This window comes from Variovorax sp. E3, assembly GCF_016082275.1.
Taxonomy (GTDB): Bacteria; Pseudomonadota; Gammaproteobacteria; order Burkholderiales; family Burkholderiaceae_C; genus Variovorax.
Genome location: NZ_MOWM01000075.1, coordinates 14,911 through 33,722 on the forward strand (window position 1 = coordinate 14,911; position 18,812 = coordinate 33,722).

At 61.0% G+C, this 18,812-nt stretch carries 22 protein-coding genes; 5 read left to right on the forward strand and 17 right to left on the reverse strand.

Features of this window, described 5'->3' with window-relative positions; all coding sequences use genetic code 11:
• Positions 1-158: 158 nt before the first annotated feature.
• Complete coding sequence (locus BMG07_RS23410; protein ID WP_198086555.1) at positions 159-1,142, reverse strand: hypothetical protein; 984 nt, start codon at positions 1,140-1,142, stop codon at positions 159-161.
• 93 nt (positions 1,143-1,235) lie between these two features.
• On the opposite strand from BMG07_RS23410, the gene BMG07_RS23415 reads away from it, so the two are divergent.
• On the forward strand, positions 1,236-2,117 hold the full coding sequence (locus tag BMG07_RS23415; RefSeq protein WP_198086556.1) for a competence protein CoiA family protein: 882 nt from the start codon (positions 1,236-1,238) through the stop codon (positions 2,115-2,117).
• 490 nt (positions 2,118-2,607) lie between these two features.
• Positions 2,608-2,898 (forward strand): hypothetical protein, encoded by a 291-nt coding sequence (locus BMG07_RS23420; RefSeq protein ID WP_198086557.1) that lies wholly within the window; start codon positions 2,608-2,610, stop codon positions 2,896-2,898.
• A gap of 44 nt (positions 2,899-2,942) precedes the next feature.
• Here BMG07_RS23420 and BMG07_RS42680 read toward each other — a convergent pair whose 3' ends face one another.
• The 6 genes from BMG07_RS42680 to BMG07_RS23450 all read right to left on the reverse strand — a co-directional run bounded on the left by BMG07_RS42680 (position 2,943) and on the right by BMG07_RS23450 (position 8,837).
• A complete protein-coding gene (locus tag BMG07_RS42680; RefSeq protein WP_269759325.1) occupies positions 2,943-3,320 on the reverse strand; it encodes a hypothetical protein in 378 nt (125 codons plus the stop codon).
• Positions 3,321-3,755: 435 nt separating this feature from the next.
• Positions 3,756-4,757, reverse strand: coding sequence for a TniQ family protein (locus tag BMG07_RS23430; protein ID WP_198086559.1), 1,002 nt, complete (start codon positions 4,755-4,757; stop codon positions 3,756-3,758).
• The gene (locus BMG07_RS23435; RefSeq protein ID WP_198086560.1) at positions 4,747-5,703 is read right to left on the reverse strand and encodes a TniB family NTP-binding protein; all 957 of its coding nucleotides are present in this window, start codon (positions 5,701-5,703) and stop codon (positions 4,747-4,749) included. The genes BMG07_RS23430 and BMG07_RS23435 overlap by 11 nt, the downstream gene beginning before the upstream one ends.
• Positions 5,700-7,685, reverse strand: a complete 1,986-nt coding sequence (locus BMG07_RS23440; RefSeq protein WP_198086561.1) for a DDE-type integrase/transposase/recombinase — start codon at positions 7,683-7,685, stop codon at positions 5,700-5,702. The genes BMG07_RS23435 and BMG07_RS23440 overlap by 4 nt, the downstream gene beginning before the upstream one ends.
• On the reverse strand, positions 7,630-8,322 hold the full coding sequence (locus BMG07_RS23445) for a TnsA endonuclease N-terminal domain-containing protein (protein ID WP_198086562.1): 693 nt from the start codon (positions 8,320-8,322) through the stop codon (positions 7,630-7,632). The genes BMG07_RS23440 and BMG07_RS23445 overlap by 56 nt, the downstream gene beginning before the upstream one ends.
• 164 nt (positions 8,323-8,486) lie before the next feature.
• Entirely contained in the window at positions 8,487-8,837 is a 351-nt protein-coding gene (locus BMG07_RS23450) for a hypothetical protein (protein ID WP_198086563.1), read from the reverse strand.
• Between the two features lie 256 nt (positions 8,838-9,093).
• Here BMG07_RS23450 and BMG07_RS23455 point away from each other — a divergent pair, with 256 nt between their 5' ends.
• Complete coding sequence (locus BMG07_RS23455) at positions 9,094-10,086, forward strand: hypothetical protein (RefSeq protein ID WP_198086564.1); 993 nt, start codon at positions 9,094-9,096, stop codon at positions 10,084-10,086.
• A 498-nt stretch (positions 10,087-10,584) separates the two neighbouring features.
• On the opposite strand, the gene BMG07_RS23460 is transcribed toward BMG07_RS23455, so the two are convergent.
• The 4 genes from BMG07_RS23460 to BMG07_RS23475 all read right to left on the reverse strand — a co-directional run bounded on the left by BMG07_RS23460 (position 10,585) and on the right by BMG07_RS23475 (position 11,903).
• Positions 10,585-10,806 carry a hypothetical protein gene (locus tag BMG07_RS23460; protein ID WP_198086565.1) on the reverse strand — a complete coding sequence of 74 codons (222 nt, stop codon included), beginning with the start codon at positions 10,804-10,806 and terminating at the stop codon, positions 10,585-10,587.
• Positions 10,807-10,874: 68 nt separating this feature from the next.
• Positions 10,875-11,045: a YegP family protein gene (locus BMG07_RS23465; RefSeq protein ID WP_198086566.1), complete on the reverse strand. Its 171-nt coding sequence runs from the start codon at positions 11,043-11,045 to the stop codon at positions 10,875-10,877.
• A gap of 60 nt (positions 11,046-11,105) precedes the next feature.
• Positions 11,106-11,396 (reverse strand): DUF3892 domain-containing protein, encoded by a 291-nt coding sequence (locus tag BMG07_RS23470; RefSeq protein ID WP_198086567.1) that lies wholly within the window; start codon positions 11,394-11,396, stop codon positions 11,106-11,108.
• A gap of 183 nt (positions 11,397-11,579) precedes the next feature.
• Complete coding sequence (locus tag BMG07_RS23475) at positions 11,580-11,903, reverse strand: hypothetical protein (RefSeq protein ID WP_198086568.1); 324 nt, start codon at positions 11,901-11,903, stop codon at positions 11,580-11,582.
• A 506-nt stretch (positions 11,904-12,409) separates the two neighbouring features.
• On the opposite strand from BMG07_RS23475, the gene BMG07_RS45020 reads away from it, so the two are divergent.
• Positions 12,410-12,655, forward strand: coding sequence for a ribbon-helix-helix domain-containing protein (locus BMG07_RS45020; protein WP_374221314.1), 246 nt, complete (start codon positions 12,410-12,412; stop codon positions 12,653-12,655).
• Positions 12,656-13,194: 539 nt separating this feature from the next.
• The gene (rpoH, locus tag BMG07_RS23485; RefSeq protein WP_198086570.1) at positions 13,195-14,136 is read left to right on the forward strand and encodes an RNA polymerase sigma factor RpoH; all 942 of its coding nucleotides are present in this window, start codon (positions 13,195-13,197) and stop codon (positions 14,134-14,136) included.
• A 49-nt stretch (positions 14,137-14,185) separates the two neighbouring features.
• Here rpoH and BMG07_RS23490 read toward each other — a convergent pair whose 3' ends face one another.
• The 6 genes from BMG07_RS23490 to BMG07_RS23515 form a co-directional block, all read right to left on the reverse strand.
• Positions 14,186-15,022, reverse strand: coding sequence for a DNA alkylation repair protein (locus BMG07_RS23490; protein ID WP_198086571.1), 837 nt, complete (start codon positions 15,020-15,022; stop codon positions 14,186-14,188).
• 13 nt (positions 15,023-15,035) lie between these two features.
• Complete coding sequence (locus tag BMG07_RS23495; RefSeq protein WP_198086572.1) at positions 15,036-15,653, reverse strand: SCO family protein; 618 nt, start codon at positions 15,651-15,653, stop codon at positions 15,036-15,038.
• Positions 15,654-15,663: 10 nt separating this feature from the next.
• A complete protein-coding gene (gene cyoE, locus BMG07_RS23500) occupies positions 15,664-16,569 on the reverse strand; it encodes a heme o synthase (protein ID WP_198086573.1) in 906 nt (301 codons plus the stop codon).
• Positions 16,566-17,798, reverse strand: a complete 1,233-nt coding sequence (locus BMG07_RS23505) for a heme A synthase (RefSeq protein WP_198086574.1) — start codon at positions 17,796-17,798, stop codon at positions 16,566-16,568. The genes cyoE and BMG07_RS23505 overlap by 4 nt, the downstream gene beginning before the upstream one ends.
• A 19-nt stretch (positions 17,799-17,817) precedes the next feature.
• Positions 17,818-18,498, reverse strand: coding sequence for a hypothetical protein (locus BMG07_RS23510; protein ID WP_198086575.1), 681 nt, complete (start codon positions 18,496-18,498; stop codon positions 17,818-17,820).
• The coding region (locus BMG07_RS23515; protein ID WP_307867056.1) for an SURF1 family cytochrome oxidase biogenesis protein at positions 18,485-18,812 on the reverse strand (328 nt) is incomplete at its 5' end. The genes BMG07_RS23510 and BMG07_RS23515, both read right to left, overlap by 14 nt.

Below are 18,812 nucleotides of genomic sequence, written 5' to 3' on the forward strand. Positions count from 1 at the left end.
TCGCTAGTCTGCGCAGTTTCACGATGCGGCTTTGCCGCAACAGCCGACGACCGTTGTCAGTCTAAGGCGGTCCTGTGCGACAACTGCGCGACGAGTGCTGCAACGATGCACTACCATGAACCATGATCGGTTCTTGGTAATAAGACCTAGTCAGCTGACTATCTGACGCGTCTGCCGCGCCTAGTTACTCGATCGAAAGTAAACACATGCTCCTGAGGCGCCTCGACGCAGCAACCGAAGAGTCTGCGCCGCTCGCTGCCCTCGCCATAGCGCAGTTCAACCGTTGCGGCGCAGACAGGGCAGGTGGCGCTGTATCGGACCAAGCCAATGATGCGCGCGTTGCCATCCTTGAAGCTCTCCAACTGCGCTGGATCTTCGCGCCACCCCAGCAGCACATCCGAGGCAGGAACGATCCGATCCGACAGTAACCACCAGAGACTACGAAGGAAGTCCCAGAGCATCCAGCCTAGCCCAGCAGCAAAGATTAGGAAGGCTAGGTCCGCCGTCGTGACTGGCCGCTTCACAAATAGCATCAACCATACGGTCGCCACCAAAGCGGCAGCGCACACCATCGGCGCGAGGCCAGTGCAGACAAACAGCAGCCCCCGAAGCGACTTAGTCCTGAACCAGCCGTCCCCAAAGAGCAGGCGCGCCAGCCATGACGGCCTCACCGTGCCGGCCGTCGCGTAGTCGTACTCGATCTGAGGACCATCCGTACCCAAACCCGCCTCAACGGGTTCGTTGTCGCGTTGCGCGTCGATGATTGCCACGGGGGACGCCAACGAGTACGGCTCCAAAGACCACTGCGCGCGATGGCGGCCCGAGGGTGAGCGCTTGCAGACTCGCAGTGCGTGCTGGAGGCCGTGCTGCACAAAGAATGCCTCATGGTCTGCAGCTCGACTTGAGAGGTACTTTTCCAGGTTGGCGCTCTTGATCTTCTTGGACGCGGCGTCGAAGTCATCGCACTCTGGCCAATGGCATGCCTGGGCCAGGTCAAGCGCATCAAACTCCAACTGCTGCGGGTCTGTGGAGCCGGCAACCTTGAGCGACTCGTCCGCCAAAGCGCGCAGCAACGTCAGCGCCTTGGCTTCATCGCGCTGGGTTGCGAGCCAGTCGCGAAAGCACGGCAAGAGTTCCTGCACGGTCGGCAACCTGTTGGCGACCGGTTGGTGGCTGGTTGATGGAGGTTCGGATCGCAACACTGGGTACACCTCAACTCAATTCCTGGAGCCCCTATGTTGTCATTGTTTGCACTGCACGCGTCAAATCGCTTCGTCCACATCACGGAGGTCGAGCGCGGCCTTGCCTGCGACTGCCGATGTGCAATCTGCGGCGAGGTCCTCGTTGCGCGTCAGGGGGATAAGCGCGAACACCACTTCGCACACAGCTCCAACGCCGAGCCGTGTGCGTCCAACTACGAGTCGGACCTGCACCGCTTCGCCAAGCGGGTGATCCTTGAGGCAGGTGGCCTCGTGGTGCCGGTGACTGCAGCCGCGGCACAGGTTCTCGGCTTTGACGACAACCAAGCGTCGTCCATCCTCTTGGCGTGCGCGGACATCAAGGAGGAAGTTGCCATTGACGATCGGAGGCCCGACCTGCTCGCGACCACAACGGACGGTGTCGGCGTGGCTATTGAGATCGCCTACTCATCCTTCTGCGACATAGAGAAGCGTCGGGCATACGAGAACATGCAACTGCCTGCGCTCGAGATCGACCTGCGAGCGTTCACCCCTTCCGCTTTTGACACGGCACAGGTCAAGCGAGCCGTCCTGGAAGACACTGCCTGCAAGTACTGGCTCTGGCCGGACCGTCCAGACGCTGCTGTAGTGGCTGAGCAATTGCCAGCGCTACCACCTGCTGCACTGGCAGCGCAGCGGCAGTTCCTGCCCGAAGAGATCGTGACGATCCGCGGACGCTGGATCTCGGTCAAGGAACTCCCCAGTGGTGACATCGCCATCAAAGCAGTGCGGTTCGACCCCGACATCGTCTCAGCAGTGCGTACGGTCGCACGGGCTCACTACGGGCGATATCGCGAGACGCATCACAACTGGATAATTCCTCGCTTTCGAGCGGACGCCGCTCGTGCGCAACTGCGGGCAATCGCATTGACCACGTAGTCGCGACGCGCGAGGTCTATTTCAAGCTTCGGATATGGCCGAAGGCTGCGTGTGCAGCCTTGCCGCTGAACAGGTCGGCGTTTGAATCTTCCGAGATCTTCTTCAGGGCGTGCATGACCCCAGCTTGGCACTCCTACCAGGCACTTTGACGGCTTTCAGCTTTACGGCCGAAGTTTTCACTTGAGCCTCAACGGTCGCGCGCTTGAAGTCTGTCGGCAGAGCAGTCATAAGAGTCAAAAAATATCACAAAACGGCATTCCGAGTTTCAAGGTGTCTTCTCGCCTCAGTTTCATGCCGAACTTCACCGAATCGAACTCGAAGTTAATCTAAATCAGGTAAAAACATTCAAACCCTCCACCCCGGGCAAAACTTGCGAACCACTCGCGCTCAAACTCGGGCCCTCACGAGCAAAGGAGTGAGGCCCGCGCCACCAGTGGGATGTGCCGACGAGTCCATCATTCGGCCGGAGCGCCAGAAAAGCGAGGACACGATGACAGCTGAAGAGAAGCAACGCATACGCTCGCTGGCATTCAATGCCTATCGAGACATGTTTGCAGGCATGAGCGCTGATGCCCGGGCATCCTGGTTCTTCATCTCCGACGAAAGCGAACTCCTCAGCTTCATGGTCGGGAAGGACGAAACCGTGGCGCAGGCAAGTGAACGACACGCGATCAAGCTCACGGCAATGGCCGACGCGTTAGAGTCACTGTCCTGTGCCGAGGTCGAGCGCAAAACCATCGAAGACCTACGTCGGCTTGCGAGTGCGCATCACGACAGCTAGACGGTTGAGCCATACCGCACGCACCTTGCCTCTCGAGGGGAGGCTCAACGAAGTGGCGCGAAGCCAGCATCATGCGTCTCCTCACCATCCGGGCCGGTCTTCAAGATCGCGACTGCCTTCCTTGCCAGGTCCGCACTCATCCAGTCTGCCCAAAGGGGTAGGACCCCTTTCTTGGCCAGCCTGCGCAAATTCGCGATGGTCAACTCCTTTTCACCATCTACACGCACCACGCCGTGTAGCAGCGCAGCGAGCACGGCACGTCCATTCTTCAGCAGCACCCAGTCCCATTCGGTCAGGAGCAAACTGTCTAGACCGACGACTGGCAGGCTCGAAAGCCTTCCTCCGCACATCTGGCAATGAGCCAGATACGCAACGCCGGATTTCTTAGGTCCGGCGTAGAGCATGCTGAATGGCAGCGTCACAAACGCTTTGCAATATGGGCAGGTATCTTCCAGCAGACATCGATGAACCGGGCAAAAGCGCCAAGTGGCAAAGCGGCAATGCACCTCGAAATGAGGATCCGATTGAGCGGCCAGGCACTTCGAACAGAACCTGTACCTAGGGGTCCCGGTGCGGGTTGCCAGCAGAAACTTTTCGCACGACCGCCCAAGCTTCTGGATCTGGGGAAAGATTCCTCTTGCAAGCGCAAACGGCTCTGACACGCCACACCGCATCAGGGCGTCTCGACCAGTTCGAGAAGAGATCACCAAATCGATATCGACTCCCTTCGCAAAACCCATATGGGCCAGGAGTACATCGACCGTCTCCCCTTGCGACAGAGCCGCTCTGCTCACCCACGACGCGGGGGATTCAAATGGCATCGCGCCGGCAGTCCCGCCATTCGAAGCGGCGCGTCCTTACGCGCCGGCATCTTGAAAAAGCTCCAGTTGCCCTTTGGTCGGCCGCCCACCACGTCGCCGCTCTCTCTCAACGAGGTCCAGAGACTCGCAGTCGAGGAATTTCATCAGCTGCACAGCGGCCTGCTGATCTTCGAACACTACGCCTTGGCGTGCCAGACGTTGCAGTCCAGGCTCGTAGATCAACACGCGTATGGACCGCCGAAACTCGATCGACTGCTCCTGCAGCATTCGCCCACGCGCCAACCCGCGTTCGACGACCTCTGCGAGCTCGGAAGGACTCGGGATCTCTACGACCTTCGCCGAAGACAGGCACTGCCCTGGCTTGCTCAACGCGCCCAGCGCATGGACAAGACGTGATGCGCCGTCCGGGCTGACGTGAAAAATCCATTCCGGCAACTGAATTGTCGGAGGCTCGACCGCTCTGGCGAGATGCTTCCCCTTCAATCGAGCAGACAGGGTCTGGCACCAGGACATCTCATCGCGAGAGAGGTGATGTTCACGCCCACTGCGTCGCAGATATCTTCCGCAGCAGCAAACGTCGATGGCCGGACGCGACCAGGTCAGCCGCATGCCGCAATGGGGGCAACGGTCTATGAGCAATGCCCGATGAACGGGGCACGCGGAGATCATGGCGACATCCCACTCCGCCCTGCAGATCGCGTACTCCGCAAGGCATTCAGGGCAGACTTGGGGCTGCTTGACCCGGAGCGAAGCGATCGAACCCCACTCCCAGCCGAGATAGGAATATTGCCTGCGACCATTCACTTGACGGCGCGTCTTGACGCGTTGCCCCAGCCAGTTGGGGGAGACCCCGGCGAGATAGGCCAGTGTGTCGATATCTCGCGGGACCATCCATCGGAGCGAACGGACGCCGGCATGATTCGCGAGAAACTGAAGCGCTATTCCGTTCGCATGCGAGCATCTCAGCAAGAAGCCCAGCCCGGACTCCTCATCCGAAGGTTCAACAGCAACAGGCAAAGGCTGCAGATCAACCGACATACGGATTACCCAGACCCGCGTCCTTGCCGTAGACCCGATCAAACGCAGCATGCATGTGACCCAACTCAACCCCACGGGCACCACCGTCTGCAGCGACCAGTACGCCTTCAGTCACAAGACGTTTGAACGCACGAAGATTCCCTGCAGTTGCCTTTTGCAAGCGAAGAGCTTCGTCTTTCTCGGCGATGAGGCTCAAATCGAATGCCTTGCTCTGCTTCGCAAAGGCCCTGACAAAAGCCAACCACACGGGTCCTGGTTCGAACGCTTGCAGCGAGTGCTTCGCACTGATCCGGCTGGCCAGATGCTGGTCGACGCCCTCCAGATCATTGAGCTCCTCAGACGCTGAAATGACGATTCCCAATGGCACCTCGTCCATCAACTCGCGAACACAATCGGTGACGCTATTGCCGTCCTCCGAGTGGCTACGCCAGCGACTTTGCTGCATCAGGTGATGCCCTTCATCGATGAAGATCAGGCGTGTTCCCTTTTGCCTGAGTGCATCGATCAGCACGTTTCGCTTGACAGCCAGCGTCTTCTCATTGACCTGAGGAAAGGGATATCGGATCTGACGCAGCATGCCTCCCACGAGCTGGCCCACCGTCGGCTTCTTGGAAAGGCGAACCGCCAACGCTCCATGGCCCAGTTCGAACAGATTGGACCTTGGGAGCGAGTTCCGGAAGTACCGAATCAAGGCGGTCTTGCCAGATCCGGTGGGCCCGCTCACGATCACGCCCTGTTGTGTCGTGAGTTCGCGGCTCAGCTGGAACACCCGATCACAACTGGCGAGTGCCTCCTTGAAGTTCGGATGGTTCACCATGATGCGATCGACCTGAACCGCGGCACCTAAGGCATGGGAAGAGTAGGTGAAGAGGCGTCTTGCAATCGTGCGACGCTCCTCCTCGTCGGGCCAATCGATTTCAGCCTCATTGATTGGAGCGGCGTTCATCGCGACTCCATGTCGAATGCGTCGAACTCGGGGATCTCATGTTCGATGCTCGACGGAGGGGATAGCACGATAGGGTCCGAGGCAGGAGCCGCCGGGGCTGCATGCACGCTCGTTACCCGGCTCGAGGTCAGGCCTGCGTATTGCGCAGCCTTGAGTGAACTTTTCCGGTCTTTTGGCCGGGTTGCGTCCATCCAGTGGTCATGCAGCTTCATCCTCGCGGTCCAGAGTTTTTCCTCCGCCGCCTTTCCGGCGAGTTCCTGAGCAGCAAACTTGCGGATCATCAGATGCTGATTCCAGGAGAGACCGGCGGTGTATTCGGCCCAGCGGCTGGGACACTGGATCCATTCATCCAACTTCGTTGGGTTTCGAACAAACAGACTGCTGAGGTCCTCTGGATCCCACTTGCACATCGTCTTGAAGCTGCTTCCGAACTCGCGACGCAAGGGCAACAGATCAGCGCTGCCATACGGAATTCCTCGCAGCTGTACGCCGCCTTGACCGACAGTCAACGATGTTGACAGGCCGGAGACCAACCGCAATCGGTCCCAGCTTCCGGGGTATATCGCTGGCGGGCATCGCTCCAGCCCATCTTGGAATAGATCAAATGGGCGGGCCAGCTTTCGTTCATTGATCTGAAAGGGATGAACGTCGACCACGTACATCGTGAGGCCCTTGACCAGGTCACCGAAGCTGATTGCGGCGTCCTTGTACGGGTCTAGGTTCGTAGCGCTTGCCACCTTCTTGTGGACGCGGCCCCGCGCGAGGGTCAGGTAGTTCAGTCCTGAAAAGAATCGCTCCACATGCGGTTTGAGCCACGGTGTTCTCACGCGACAGTAAGTCATATCGATGCCGATCTCCCAAGACATCCCCTTGAATGCAAGAGAATGAAACTCTAGGCCGTTGTCCAACACCCATTCGTCTGCCAGCCCGTGCGAGAGCCACGGATTGTCCAAGCCGAGGTTCGAGATCAGTTCGGCTTTCGGCATCAGCGAACTTCTCAACACGCCCACGACGCTGCTGACTCCTGGGCCGTAGAAGCTCAAATAGATCCCGAGGATGTAGCTGGAGTAGGCGTCGATCGCGACCGTGAGCAGCGGCCGTCCCAGGGGCAGACCGGTTTCGTCCGAGATCACAACCCAATTCAGAGGGGTATGGTCAACTTCCACGCGCTGTAACGGATACGCGGCGCCCGCACCATCAATCGTGCTGCGGCAGACCATTCGAGCCCGCGCTTCGCCCTCGCGGGATGCGATCCGGTGGTAGACGTCCACGTCTCTTGCCCGGCGACATACGGTTGCAAAACCGACCTTCGCATCTTCCTCTTTCACTTCGCCATTTCGCACAGCCACCTTGAGGTCCTTGCGTACGCAGTCATAGACATGCGTGAGTGAGTGGCGGTCACGAGTGAAGTACTCCGTGCGAAGGTTGCTCGAAATGATGGCTTCGACCGTGTTTGACAACTTGCGAATCCGGGGCATCGTCTTAATCCGATCCACCAGCGAAAGCGGGTTACACGCTGAGTTCTGATACCGCCTAGCCCAATCCATGACTGTCGACGCGGAGGGGGGCGAGGCATCGTCCGTTGCCTTTGCCGTCGCCTTGATCACCTTCGCTACCCCAGAGCGATCACCTCTCGTCACATGGCCCGCCTGCAACGCCTTGAGGTAGCGCAACCGGTAGTCGATCTGGACTCTCCAACTCTCCTTGAGTTTGGAAAGATCGACGAGAACAGGAAGCTCGGTGCGTTTCGTGACAGCGCCAGTCTCGCTGGAATGGGTATGCGCAGAGACCTCAGCGTTTCCCAACACCACGGTGTAATGACCATCCCAAATCCGCTTGAGCACCTTGGTGGTAGACAGCGTCGTCGCTCTTCGAGTGAGCGTGTCTTCGAACTGAACCTGGTGCTCGCCGAGGACACGTGTAAGTTCAAGTGTGCGTTGGCCACTGCGCAACACCAAGCCAGCTTTCAATGAGATGTTCATCATTGATCTCCTGTGTGGGAAATGCGAATACCAATGCGCCACCATCCAGTGGCAGCAGACGTGAACAGCTCAGATGACGAGCTGCGATGAGATGAAAGATGTCAAGTCGAGACGCTTGACAGACTTGCTCAAGCACGTGGATCGAGATCCCCTCGGGGTGAGCGCCAGCGGTCTCCAGCACCCGTTGCTGAAGCTTGGGATCGATCGAAACCTTCCGATATCGGAGCAGCAGAGCTGCTCGTTCATGGGATTTCTTCGTCCGAATCTTGTTTTCGCCCACGACGACAAATCGAAAAGACCGCTCGCGAAGCTGCTTTGCGGCCTCGTCGAAGGTTTCGCGGTAGCGATCGATCTTCCGGGCGAGCTTGACCTCGATGACGGTTTGGCTGCCGTCGGCGTGACTGACAAGGAAATCAGGGGTGTAGCGTCGCCCCCCTCTGACCCTGAGCTGAAATGGCTGATGCCGTAGCTGATTTACCCCGGGGCAAAGAGCTGCGCGATAAACGAAATCACGCTCCAGGGCAGACTCACACTCGATGGGGGAAGCAAAAATACCGGGCAAGTTGATTACGCGCACTGTCCTTATGGGCGAGCGCGAAACCACCTTGCGTGCCGGCGGGTCTGGCACGGTGTTCATGAAGTTTCTCCAGGCAAAAATCACCCCGCGCCGGCCATAGAAATGGCTGGCTGGAGTCTTGACACGGGTGCCTTGCGAGAAGAAACTTCGGATTCTGACGCCGTTGAAGTTTCTTCATCGGGGGGCGCGCCGGTCATCCGAAGGGTTGATCGGCGTTCTCTTTTCTACATGGGTGTTTCCTCCTTGGCAGGCGTTTTCTGCTTAGAAGCTACCGGCTCGCATTCATCCTGAGGCGCATCGCCTTGGGCTCCCCGTTGATGTGCGGCGGCGTTCCTGTGCTGTTGCGCGAGCCAGTGCGCGACATCCTTGGCCAGCGCGAAGCGACCACGACGATGTTCGATCTGGAACGTAGGTACAGGAAGGGTGCGTCGAAGCACAGCTTGCTGATAGGCCCTCTTGCTCGGATAGCAAAGTTCACTGGCCAGCGCAGCTGGGGGCAACATCAATCCATAGCGGCGGATCAACTCCTCCTCCAGCGTTCGGGCTAGCTGCTCGTCAATCTGCGTGTCGCGCATAGTCGCATTCAGAGTCGTCCTGCGCCATGCTATGACGTCGCAAGTTGCTTAACAATGTGGTCGCTTTCAGCGCACTTCGTGCTGATCGGCTCAGAGCATCGATCGCCATGTGCTTGATTCAAAAGGAGTTTTTTGTGAAGACTCTCGGCCTCTGCTTTTTCGCGTCCAGTTTCGCGTCGGCCTCGTTTGGGGCCTTGATGCACGGGTGCCCGTAACGTTGGGCAGCGTCGTTCGAACCTTCTAGCTCGACTGCCGAATGCCCATCACAGGTCACCAACGCCGTATTGATGTGGATGCGTTGAGGAGCCGCTACTGGCTGGGCGGCGTCGCGATTCGATTGCGCCCCACCAGCCTCCATGACCTGGCGCGCATGGTCGAACCAAACCTGCGATGGCGCAACGAGACGACTGGCGTGTCTTCGTGGACGAATAAATGGCGCGCTTATGAGCGCGGCGAGCGAGCGCCGAGGCTGGCGCTGATCGACAAGGTGGAGGCGTTGCGAGTGAACGGTACCAGTGGCACTGGCTCGAAAGCCGAGTTTTCGCACGTGCTTTGGCAGATCCTCAGGGAGCCAGAACCGACGCCACAAACGTGCAAGCGGTGGATGCAACTTCTTGACCGCCCCATCGCCTCGGGCTCACTCATTCTCTCGGGTGGTGAGACCTCCCGCTATGCGATCCCTAGCCTACGGCCAAGGCACTATGAGAAGCTTTGGTATCGCCCCAGTCTCGACACCCTGGCGTTGCTGACTTACGTAGTGCAGCAAGCCCACCGCTTCAGATATGAGGCGCTGGCACACGAGGCCGGGCAGAACCTCGTGACGACACTGTGGCAGCTCAGCCTCCGATTTGACGACCGACAAATGCTGCCGGCGTTTATGGCGTTCTTCGAGAGATGGGTTCTTCCGCTGACCAAACTGAACGGAGTCCGCGTTGGTATCGGCAGAGAAATTGAAAAGAGAGCAGCGGTACTTCGAGATGCAGTGAGGGCCTTCGACCAATTCCGAACCCGACCAAGTGACAATGCTGATATCGACATCCGGCTTCGCCACATCTTGGGTGGCAGGTGGCGATCCGAGCATCGGCTGGCGTATGCGTCGATACGAATGTCGACGCCGGAGCTTGTCGCGACCACGGAGGAGCGCGAAGAATGCAGGCGGAGCTCAAACAACCAGCTCATCAGCCTATATTGCGACAACGGTCCCGCTGAGATTCCGCGCTGGATTCAGGAGGGCTGGAGGCCCTACTAATGCGAGCATCATCTACAGAAGTCGAGGTCTCTCACCTTGTGGCCTGAGGAGGCCACGACAAGTCCATCACGTACACGAGCAACCAACGTCGATCAAACTCTGGCATCCGTGAGCAGAATGTGATCTGCGCCCCCGCAGCCGAAGAAAGGCGAAATCCTCCAAGCGAAGATGTGCTCTCGTAGTTGAACCACAGAACAGATTCCCGGAACCTTGTGCTGCAGGGTTAACGGCAAAGAGCCGACCCAGATGTTCATACCAAGCGGTCCAGACTGCCTTGTGGTTACCTTTTTTGCCCCCGCCTGTCTCGCCTTGGCGGTCAGGACTGTTGGCATGAGAAGCGCTCCGCGTGCTGTCAAGGTGCATTGAAAGAGGCCATGAGCCATCATGGCTGCCGCGTCGTAACGTCTTCATGAGCGTTGTCGATGACGGAAAGGCCAGAGGGGCTGCGACAAGCCCGTAAAACAGCGCATTCAGAAGGCTAGATGTGGGCGCTACGAGTCACGGCTTGTCGTAGCCGAGATATCCGCCAAGGGCCTTCATCGCTTCGTAAATATTACGACCGGACCTCTCGTCGAGGATCAGCGTTTTGCCATCCACGACCAGGTAAACAAGGTTCTCGCCCCCAAGGTAGGACGAGCGGCCGAACTCCAAAGTGATCTTGTTGCCGGACCTCGCGGCATCCTTGATCTCCTGCTCCTCGAAAAACATCGTCGTCGCCATACTGTGGCTCCTTGATTATTTTGATGAGAAAAGGGCCACCAAGTGGTGGCCCTTCGTGCTGTACCGGATCAGGTCCTGTCGTGAACCGGAGCGGTTGGCGCGATGCGTTTCACCGCATCGACACCGGCTTGTGCCGCCTGCTTAGTCGTGTAGACCTCGGAGTGACACAGCTTCTCGCCGTTGTTGGCCTTGAGATGCCAGAAGTAGCCGCCGCCATTGGCTCGGAAAATTTCAAACATGAATAGCTCCTAGTGTGTTGAAAAGCGGGGGCGCGGATGCGCCCCCACCAAGTCATGCGATCAGTGCACGCACTCGTACAGGCTCAAGAGGTTGTTCGGATGGTCGCCATCCGAAACCGTCTTCAAGTACTTGTTGCCGAAGCGGCTGACCGCCACGATCACGTCCACGATCCGGCCGCCGGCCGTCACGAAGAACTGGTACTTACCTGCTTCGATATGCCGGATGGCGTCTTCCTGGCTGAGTTTCCAGTTGGACCCGTCCGCATTAACCCCACCGACCGCTTTGATGCGCTCATGGGGGTCATACCGATCACTCTTGTTGACACATTTGATTTCGTGTCGAGAGGCCATGCTTATTACCCTTTCAGCAATAAGGTGCCAAGGTTCGGTCCGGAGAAACCCTTCCTTGACGTTAAAAATGGCCACCGCATACACTAGGTGTCTCACCAACTAGCTTTACGGGCTCCGGCCTTCATCGCTTGCATCGGGCCAGTCGTCCTAACGGGCGGCTGGCCTTTTGCTTTTTCGGGCGTCTTACGTTCCTACTGCTGTCTCCTTCAGTTTGTACACGCCCTTGCGCTTCGGAACGGCCTCAATCAGGCCCGTCTGCTGCATCCGATAAAGCTTGTTCGCCAACTTTCGCCGGTCGTCAATGATGTGTTGATGATCGCGATACAAGCCGACCATCAGCTCGTCGAGATTCGCGACCCCCTCGAATCGATCGCGAAGCGTCTTGACAATCTTCTCTTCCAAATCGTCGAGCTTTGCGGCCGTAATCTGCTTACGCAGGGCCTCAGGAAGATCGGACAGGTCGCCTAGCCGCCGGCCGAGGTCTTTGGGGATGGAGTCGTCGCTCATGATGGATTCGTTGTCGATACCGGATTGTAGATCTAAGGCTGCAATTTGTGTCAACCCCTGCCCGTTTTAAGAATGGCATTACCGCTTCATCCGTCTTTCGCCATACTTTTCATTTTACGCGCAGCCGGCCGGCGCATAGTGCTGCGCCGCACCATGCAGTGCATTCAAAGCGCCTTCAAACGGTCTTTTAAGTGTGTTTAAAACTTGTTTTAAAACACGGCGCGCCATCCGGCTGCTTCTCAGTCACGTGCTACGCACGCATCCAGGCGGCGACTGATCATCCATGTGCACACGTCTGCACACTGCAAACGCCCGTCGTACCTAGAAAAATCAACAAGTTAGCTTGCACGAGGCGGTGTTGCCAGTTGCAGTTGATTGCAGGAATTCGCAGTCTCTTTCTAGAGACTCGATCGGCCCATCGCTGGCAGGAAGATCTAGTCAACCTTCTTTATGCTCCCTAGAAGCCGTTAAAATAGTGCACTTATTACCTAGTTAACTGATGCAAGATGGCCCCACCTCTCCGCAATCAAGACGCCCGTACCGGCCGTGGACAGCAAGCCGCCGGTTATGTTCAACCTGGACGGGTTGGCAAGAAGGCGCTCGTTGGCTACTTCGACAAGGTCGCCCATAAGGTGATTAGGCAGGTTGCCTTGGATCTCGACCGAAATGTTGAAGACCTCATGGAAGAGGCTTTCCATGATCTTCTAGTCAAGATGGGGCGACACCAGGAAGCGGTGCTATTTGAAGGATAGTGACAAGTAGAAGACGTGCAGAGTCGCAGAAGACAGTGAGAGAAAAATGTAAAAATCTGCAACTCACAAGAAGGTTAGTGTCCCGGCGCCGAAAGTGAGTAGATGGCGGAAATCTCCACGGTTGGACAGGCTGCTCAGTAACTTGCATGCGCAGTTTTGTGCGAGGGCTTCATCCAGAGTGCCTCGCACAAAGCCTGACGTTCTCGAGGCAGTAGTCAAGGACGCTTGCCTGTTTGGTCTCGCCGAAAATCATTTCCTGTAAAGAAACACAGCTCCAACTCAGCTCAGTAAGGAACTCTGCCGATCGAACGAGAACCCAACCCTCCACAAAGGTGCGGTCGTTCGCGCCCCCTTCTTGGCTAACGAGGACGGGGACTCGTCAATTCAGTACTCAGTGAGAAAAATTCGAAACTCAGTGAGAACCGACACCTGCATTGGTAGCCTGAAACTATCATCGCGATAGAAACTCAAGGGAACCCTTGGTTTAGCACTCCCTCTAACCGAGTGCTAATATGGCCAACACAAAGGAGTTTCCCCTGATGACAACGCTGTCTGGAGTCTCTGCGAACCAGCTGGCCGTCGCCAACCCATGGTCGATGGTCCCCCCGCTGGGTAACCTGGATGCCTACATTTCGGCCGCCAACCGCCTGCCGCTGCTCACGCTCGAAGAAGAGCAGGGCTTCGCACGCAAGCTGCGCGACCAGAACGACCTCGAATCCGCCGGCGCGCTGGTGCTGTCGCACCTGCGCCTCGTGGTTTCCATTTCCCGCCAGTACCTGGGCTACGGGCTGCCGCACGGCGACCTGATCCAGGAAGGCAACGTGGGCCTCATGAAGGCCGTGAAGCGTTTCGACCCCGACCAGGGCGTGCGGCTCGTGAGCTACGCCATGCACTGGATCAAGGCCGAGATTCACGAGTACATCCTGAAGAACTGGCGCATGGTCAAGGTCGCGACGACCAAGGCCCAGCGCAAGCTGTTCTTCAACCTGCGCTCGATGAAGCAAGGCTTCAAGGCCGACTCGGCCGCGGCCGACAACGGCACGCACCGCGACACGCTGAGCCCCGACGAAGTCTCGCAAATGGCGACCCGGCTCAACGTCAAGCCCGAGGAAGTGCTCGAGATGGAAACCCGCCTGTCGGGCGGCGACGTCATGCTCGACCCGGGCCCGTCGGACGACGGCGAAGAGGCCTTCGGCCCGATCGCCTACCTGGCCGACGCCACGCAGGAACCGACCGCCCTGCTCGAATCGCAGCAGCGCGACCGCCTGTCGAGCGACGGCATCGCCACGGCGCTCGAAGCGCTGGACGACCGCAGCCGCCGCATCGTCGAAGAGCGCTGGCTCAAAGTCAACGACGACGGCTCGGGCGGCATGACACTGCACGACTTGGCGGCCGTGTACGGCGTGAGCGCCGAGCGCATTCGCCAGATCGAGGTCGCGGCCATGAAGAAGATGAAGAAGGCGCTGGCGGACTACGCGTAAGCCTTCATTCCGCCGCCCCAGCAAAAAAGCCCGGTCACCCGGGCTTTTTTCATTTGGAGAGCGTGCGCATCGCCCGCTTGGCGACGTAGCGGGTCTCGGGCGTGTCCGACTCGGCCAGCCAGCGCGCGCAGAGCCTGTCGACCCACTCGCCCTGGCTCTTGCTCGCGTCGTTGAGCCAGTTGGCCACCGAGTTCTGCACGTAGCGGCTCGGGTCGGCGCGCAGCGGCTCCAGCAGCGGCAGCGCGCGCCAGGGCTCGGTCTTGAGCGCCTCGATCTGCGCGCACCACACGCCGCGCGGGCGCGTGAGTTCGCTGGCGAAGCGGCGGATGTTGGGGTCGGCGTCGAACACCCAGGGCTGCAGCAGCGCCAGGGCTTCGTCGAGCGAGGCAATGACCGCGTCGCGCACCGCCATCCACGCGATTTCGCGCACGCCGAAATGCGGGTCGGCGGCAAAGCGGCGCACGGCCTCCAGCTGTTGCGGCAGCGGCAGGCCCGAGAGCGTGACCCATTGCGCGGCCCAGCAGCGCGCCACGTCGCTCGCGTGCGTGGCCAGCTTGTGGGCGACGGCGTCGCGCTCGTCGTGCAGCGCCGCAAGGTCGTAGAGCGCCCGCGCGATGTGCCCGTGCCGCTGCATCGGCTTGAACGCGGCGAGCATGGCGAGCGTGTCGACCAGCCGTTCGCTCCCGGCGTCAAGGCCGATGTGCCCCGCCACGCTGCGCGCCAGTTGCGGCAGCTCCAGTGCCATGAATTCGTTGAGGTTGACGGTCTCGAGCAGCCCGTCGTTCAGGGCGCGCAGCACCTCGGGCGGAATCAGCGCGATGCGGAAGGCGCCCTTGCGCCCCTTCAGGTGCTCGACCGAACCTGCGACCGCTACCACTGCGTCCATGCGACGGCTCCCGTCAGGCAGCGAGCAATGTCTTCAGGTCGGCCACCATCGACGGCACGCCCGCGCCGTAGCGCGCGTACAGCCGCAGGCGGCCTTGCGTGTCGTACACATAGCTCGCGGCCGAGTGGTCCATCGAATAGCTGGTCGGCGTCTTGCCGTCGACCTTCTTGTAGTAGACCTTGTAGTCCTTGGCGAGCGCGACCAGTTCGTCGGCCGTGGGAATCAGCGCGACGAAGCTCGGGTCGAACGCGCCCATGTAGGCCTTGAGCACCTCGGCCGTGTCGCGCGCCGGGTCGACCGTGACGAACAGCACCTGCAGCTTGTCGCCGTCCTTGCCCAGCTGCTGCTTGACCTGCGCCATTTCGGTCATGGTGGTGGGGCAGACGTCGGGGCACTGCGCGTAGCCGAAGAACATCACGACCACCTTGCCCTTGAAGTCGGCCATGGTGCGGACCTTGCCGTCGGCGTCCTTCAGCGAGAAGTCCTTGGCGTAGTCGGCGCCGGTGATGTCGACGGCGGTGAAGTTCTGCTTGGTCTCGCCGCAGGCCGAAAGGCCCAGGCCCAGCGCCGCGGTCACGCCGACCCAGCCGGCGCCCGTGGCCATCAATCGAAGAGCGTTGCGCTTGTTCATGGAGACGTGTTCAGTGAAGGTAGTGATCGACCAGCAGCGCCAAGAACAGCACGCTCAGGTGGATCAGCGAAAAGCGGAAGGTCTTGCGCGCCAGCGTGTCCGAGTAGTTGCGCCACAGCGCGAACGCATAGCCCGTGAAGCCGACGCTCACGGCCACGGCCACCGCCAGGTACAGCCAGCCGCTCATGCCGTAGATGAAGGGCATCAGGCAGGCAGCGAACAGAATGAAGGTGTACAGCAGCACCTGCAGCCGCGTGAACTCGTTGCCGTGCGTCACGGGCAGCATCGGCAGGCCGGCCTTGCGGTAGTCCTCGACGCGGTACAGCGCCAGCGCCCAGAAATGCGGCGGGGTCCACAGGAAGATGATGAGGAAAAGAATCAGCGCCTCGGGGCCCACGTCGCCCGTCATCGCGGCCCAGCCCAGCACCGGCGGCATGGCGCCCGAGGCACCGCCGATCACGATGTTCTGCGGCGTCAGCGGCTTGAGGATCACGGTGTAGATCACCGCGTAGCCGACAAAGGTGGCGAAGGTCAGCCACATGGTCAGCGGGTTGACGGTGAACCACAGCAGCACCGAGCCGGCCGCGCACAGCAGCGCCGAAAAAACCAGCGCCTGCAGGTCACTGAGCTCGCCGCGTGCCGTGGGACGCCACGCGGTGCGCTTCATCTTCGCGTCGATGCCCTTCTCGACCAGGCAATTGAACGCCGCCGCCGCCCCCGCCACCAGCCAGATGCCGATGCAGGCCAGCACGCCGCGCTGCACGTCGGCCCACGAAGGCAGGCCGGGCACGGCCAGCACCATGCCGATGAGTGCGCAGAACACGATCAGCTGCACCACGCGCGGCTTGGTCAGCGCGTAGAACTGGCGCAGCACGTTCGCGGTGCTGGTGTGCTGAACGGGGATCGGGGTACTCACGCGGCGGCCTTCCTCTGGGTGTTGTTGTTGTGACCGCCTGCATTGTCACTGGCCCGCGCGGTCTGTGCCGCGGCGCCCCGCCGGCTTTCGCAGAGCGCCCAGGTCAGCACCACGGCCAGCGCTGCCGCGCCGCCGGTGTGGAGCACGGCGGCGGCCAGCGGCCAGCCGAGCAGCACGTTGCCCAGGCCGGTGGCCAGTTGCAGCAGCGCCAGGCCGGCAAGCCAGCGGGCCTGCGACTTCAGCGCGTCGATGCGGCGCAGGCGCCACGCCAGCACGCCGAGCGCGACGAACACGGCATAGGCCATGAGCCGGTGCACGTAATGAATGGCGGTGAGCGCCGAGAAATCGAGCGGCTGGCCTTCGCCGGTCACGCCCAGGTGGCGCCAGATCTCGAAGCCCTGCGCGAAATTCATCGCCGGCCACCAGCTGTCCTGGCAGGTCGGGAACTGGGTGCAGGCCAGCACCGCGTAGTTGGTGCTGACCCAGCCGCCGAGCGCGATCTGCAGCACCAGCAGCACGGTCGTTGCAATGAGCCCGTTGCGCAGCGCCGGCGACACCGGCGTGGGCAGCCGCTGCGCCGCCGCCTGGCGGTAGTGCACGGCCTGGATGCAGAGCAGCGCCAGCAGCACCACCGCGCCCAGCAGGTGCAGCGTGACGATGGCGGGAAAGAGCTTCCATGTCACCGTGAGCGCGCCGAACGCGCCCTGCAGGCAGACCCAGACCAGCGTGAAGGCCGGCCACCACGCGCTGAGCGTGGCGTGGTGATGGTCGCCCTCCTTGGAAGACGAAGGCGGCGGCGCGCGGCGCTGGCGGCGGCGCACGATCCAGGTCGCGCCCGCGAGCGTGAGGATCAGCACGCCGACACCCGTGGCCAGGTAGCGGTGAACCATCTCGACCCAGGCCTTGCTGTGCGTGACCGGGCCGGTCGGCTGCGCGGCCTGCGCCATCGCGATTTCATGGCGCGCGCCGGACGGGCTGGCATTGCCGTAGCAGCCGGGCCAGTCGGGGCAGCCCAGGCCCGAATCGGTGAGCCGCGTGAAGGCGCCGAACAAGGTCAGGTCGAAGGTCAGGAACAGCGTGAGCACGGTCAGCGCGTGCAGCCGCCGCGCCGGGCCCGCGCCCGCGTTGCGCCGCCACACCCACAGCAGCGGGCCGAGCGCGATCAGCACGCCGGCGGCCATGAGCCAGGCGATGGGCGTCAGATCGTAGAGCGAGCTCGTCGTGTCCATGCGGTGTGTGTCCGTCGCTTCAACGGTCCGGCTTGTCCCACGACGCCGAGGCGCGCAGCAGCCGGTCGAGGTCGCGCTTGGCGCGGCTGGCGCCGGCGGCGTCCATGCGCGCCGGGAAACGCATCATCCAGTGGCCCATCGGATCGACCACGTAGAGGTGTTCGGCCAGCGTGTGGCCCGAGACGGGCGCCAGCCACTTGGCCAGTTCGTCGGCCGGCACGCGCAGCACGGTCGCGCCGTGCAGGCCGTTGTTCAGCCGTTCGGGCACGGGCGCGGCGTCGCTCACGAGCCAGACGCGGTCCATGCGGTCTTTTTCGCGGCCCAGGCTTTCGCGCAGTTGGCGCTGCAGGTAGAGCTGCTGCTCGCACAGCGCGTTGCATGCCGCATCGCCCACCGCCACCAGCAGCCACTGCCCCTTGAGCGTGGCCAGGTCGACCGGCGCGCCGTCGCGGTCGGCGGCAATGAACTTCGGCAGCTCGCGCTGCGGATCGATCAGCTCGCCGTAGACGCTGCGGCCTTCGGGCCGGATCACGTAGTAGGTGAAGTACGAGGCAATGACGGGCGCCGCGCACATCAGCATCACGGCGATCATCTTCCAGCGCCCAACGACCGTGCGCCGGCCCTCCGCGCCGTCGAGCGCCTGGTTGGGCGACGGCATCGAATGCACCGTCAGGCCCAGCGGCTCGTCAGAAGCGGCCATCGCGTGCGCGGCGACGCGCGCGGCGGAAGGGGGAGATGAATTGGAACCAGACATAGAGGATGACGACGAGGGCCGACAGGCCGAACCACTGGAATGCGTAACCGTAGTGCCTCTCGAGGCCCAGCGCCGGGGCCGGCCAGTCGCGCTGCAGCCCCTCGGAGGCCGGCCCTGTCTGCTGCAGCGACACGTCGGTACGCAGCGGCATCTTGGTTTCGGCGCGGAAGGCCTCCAGGTCGAGATTTTGCCGGATGGGCGAATACCCTTCGGCGGCCGGTGTCGGGGCGGCCGGCGCGGCGGCTTCGGGCGTCGCGCCC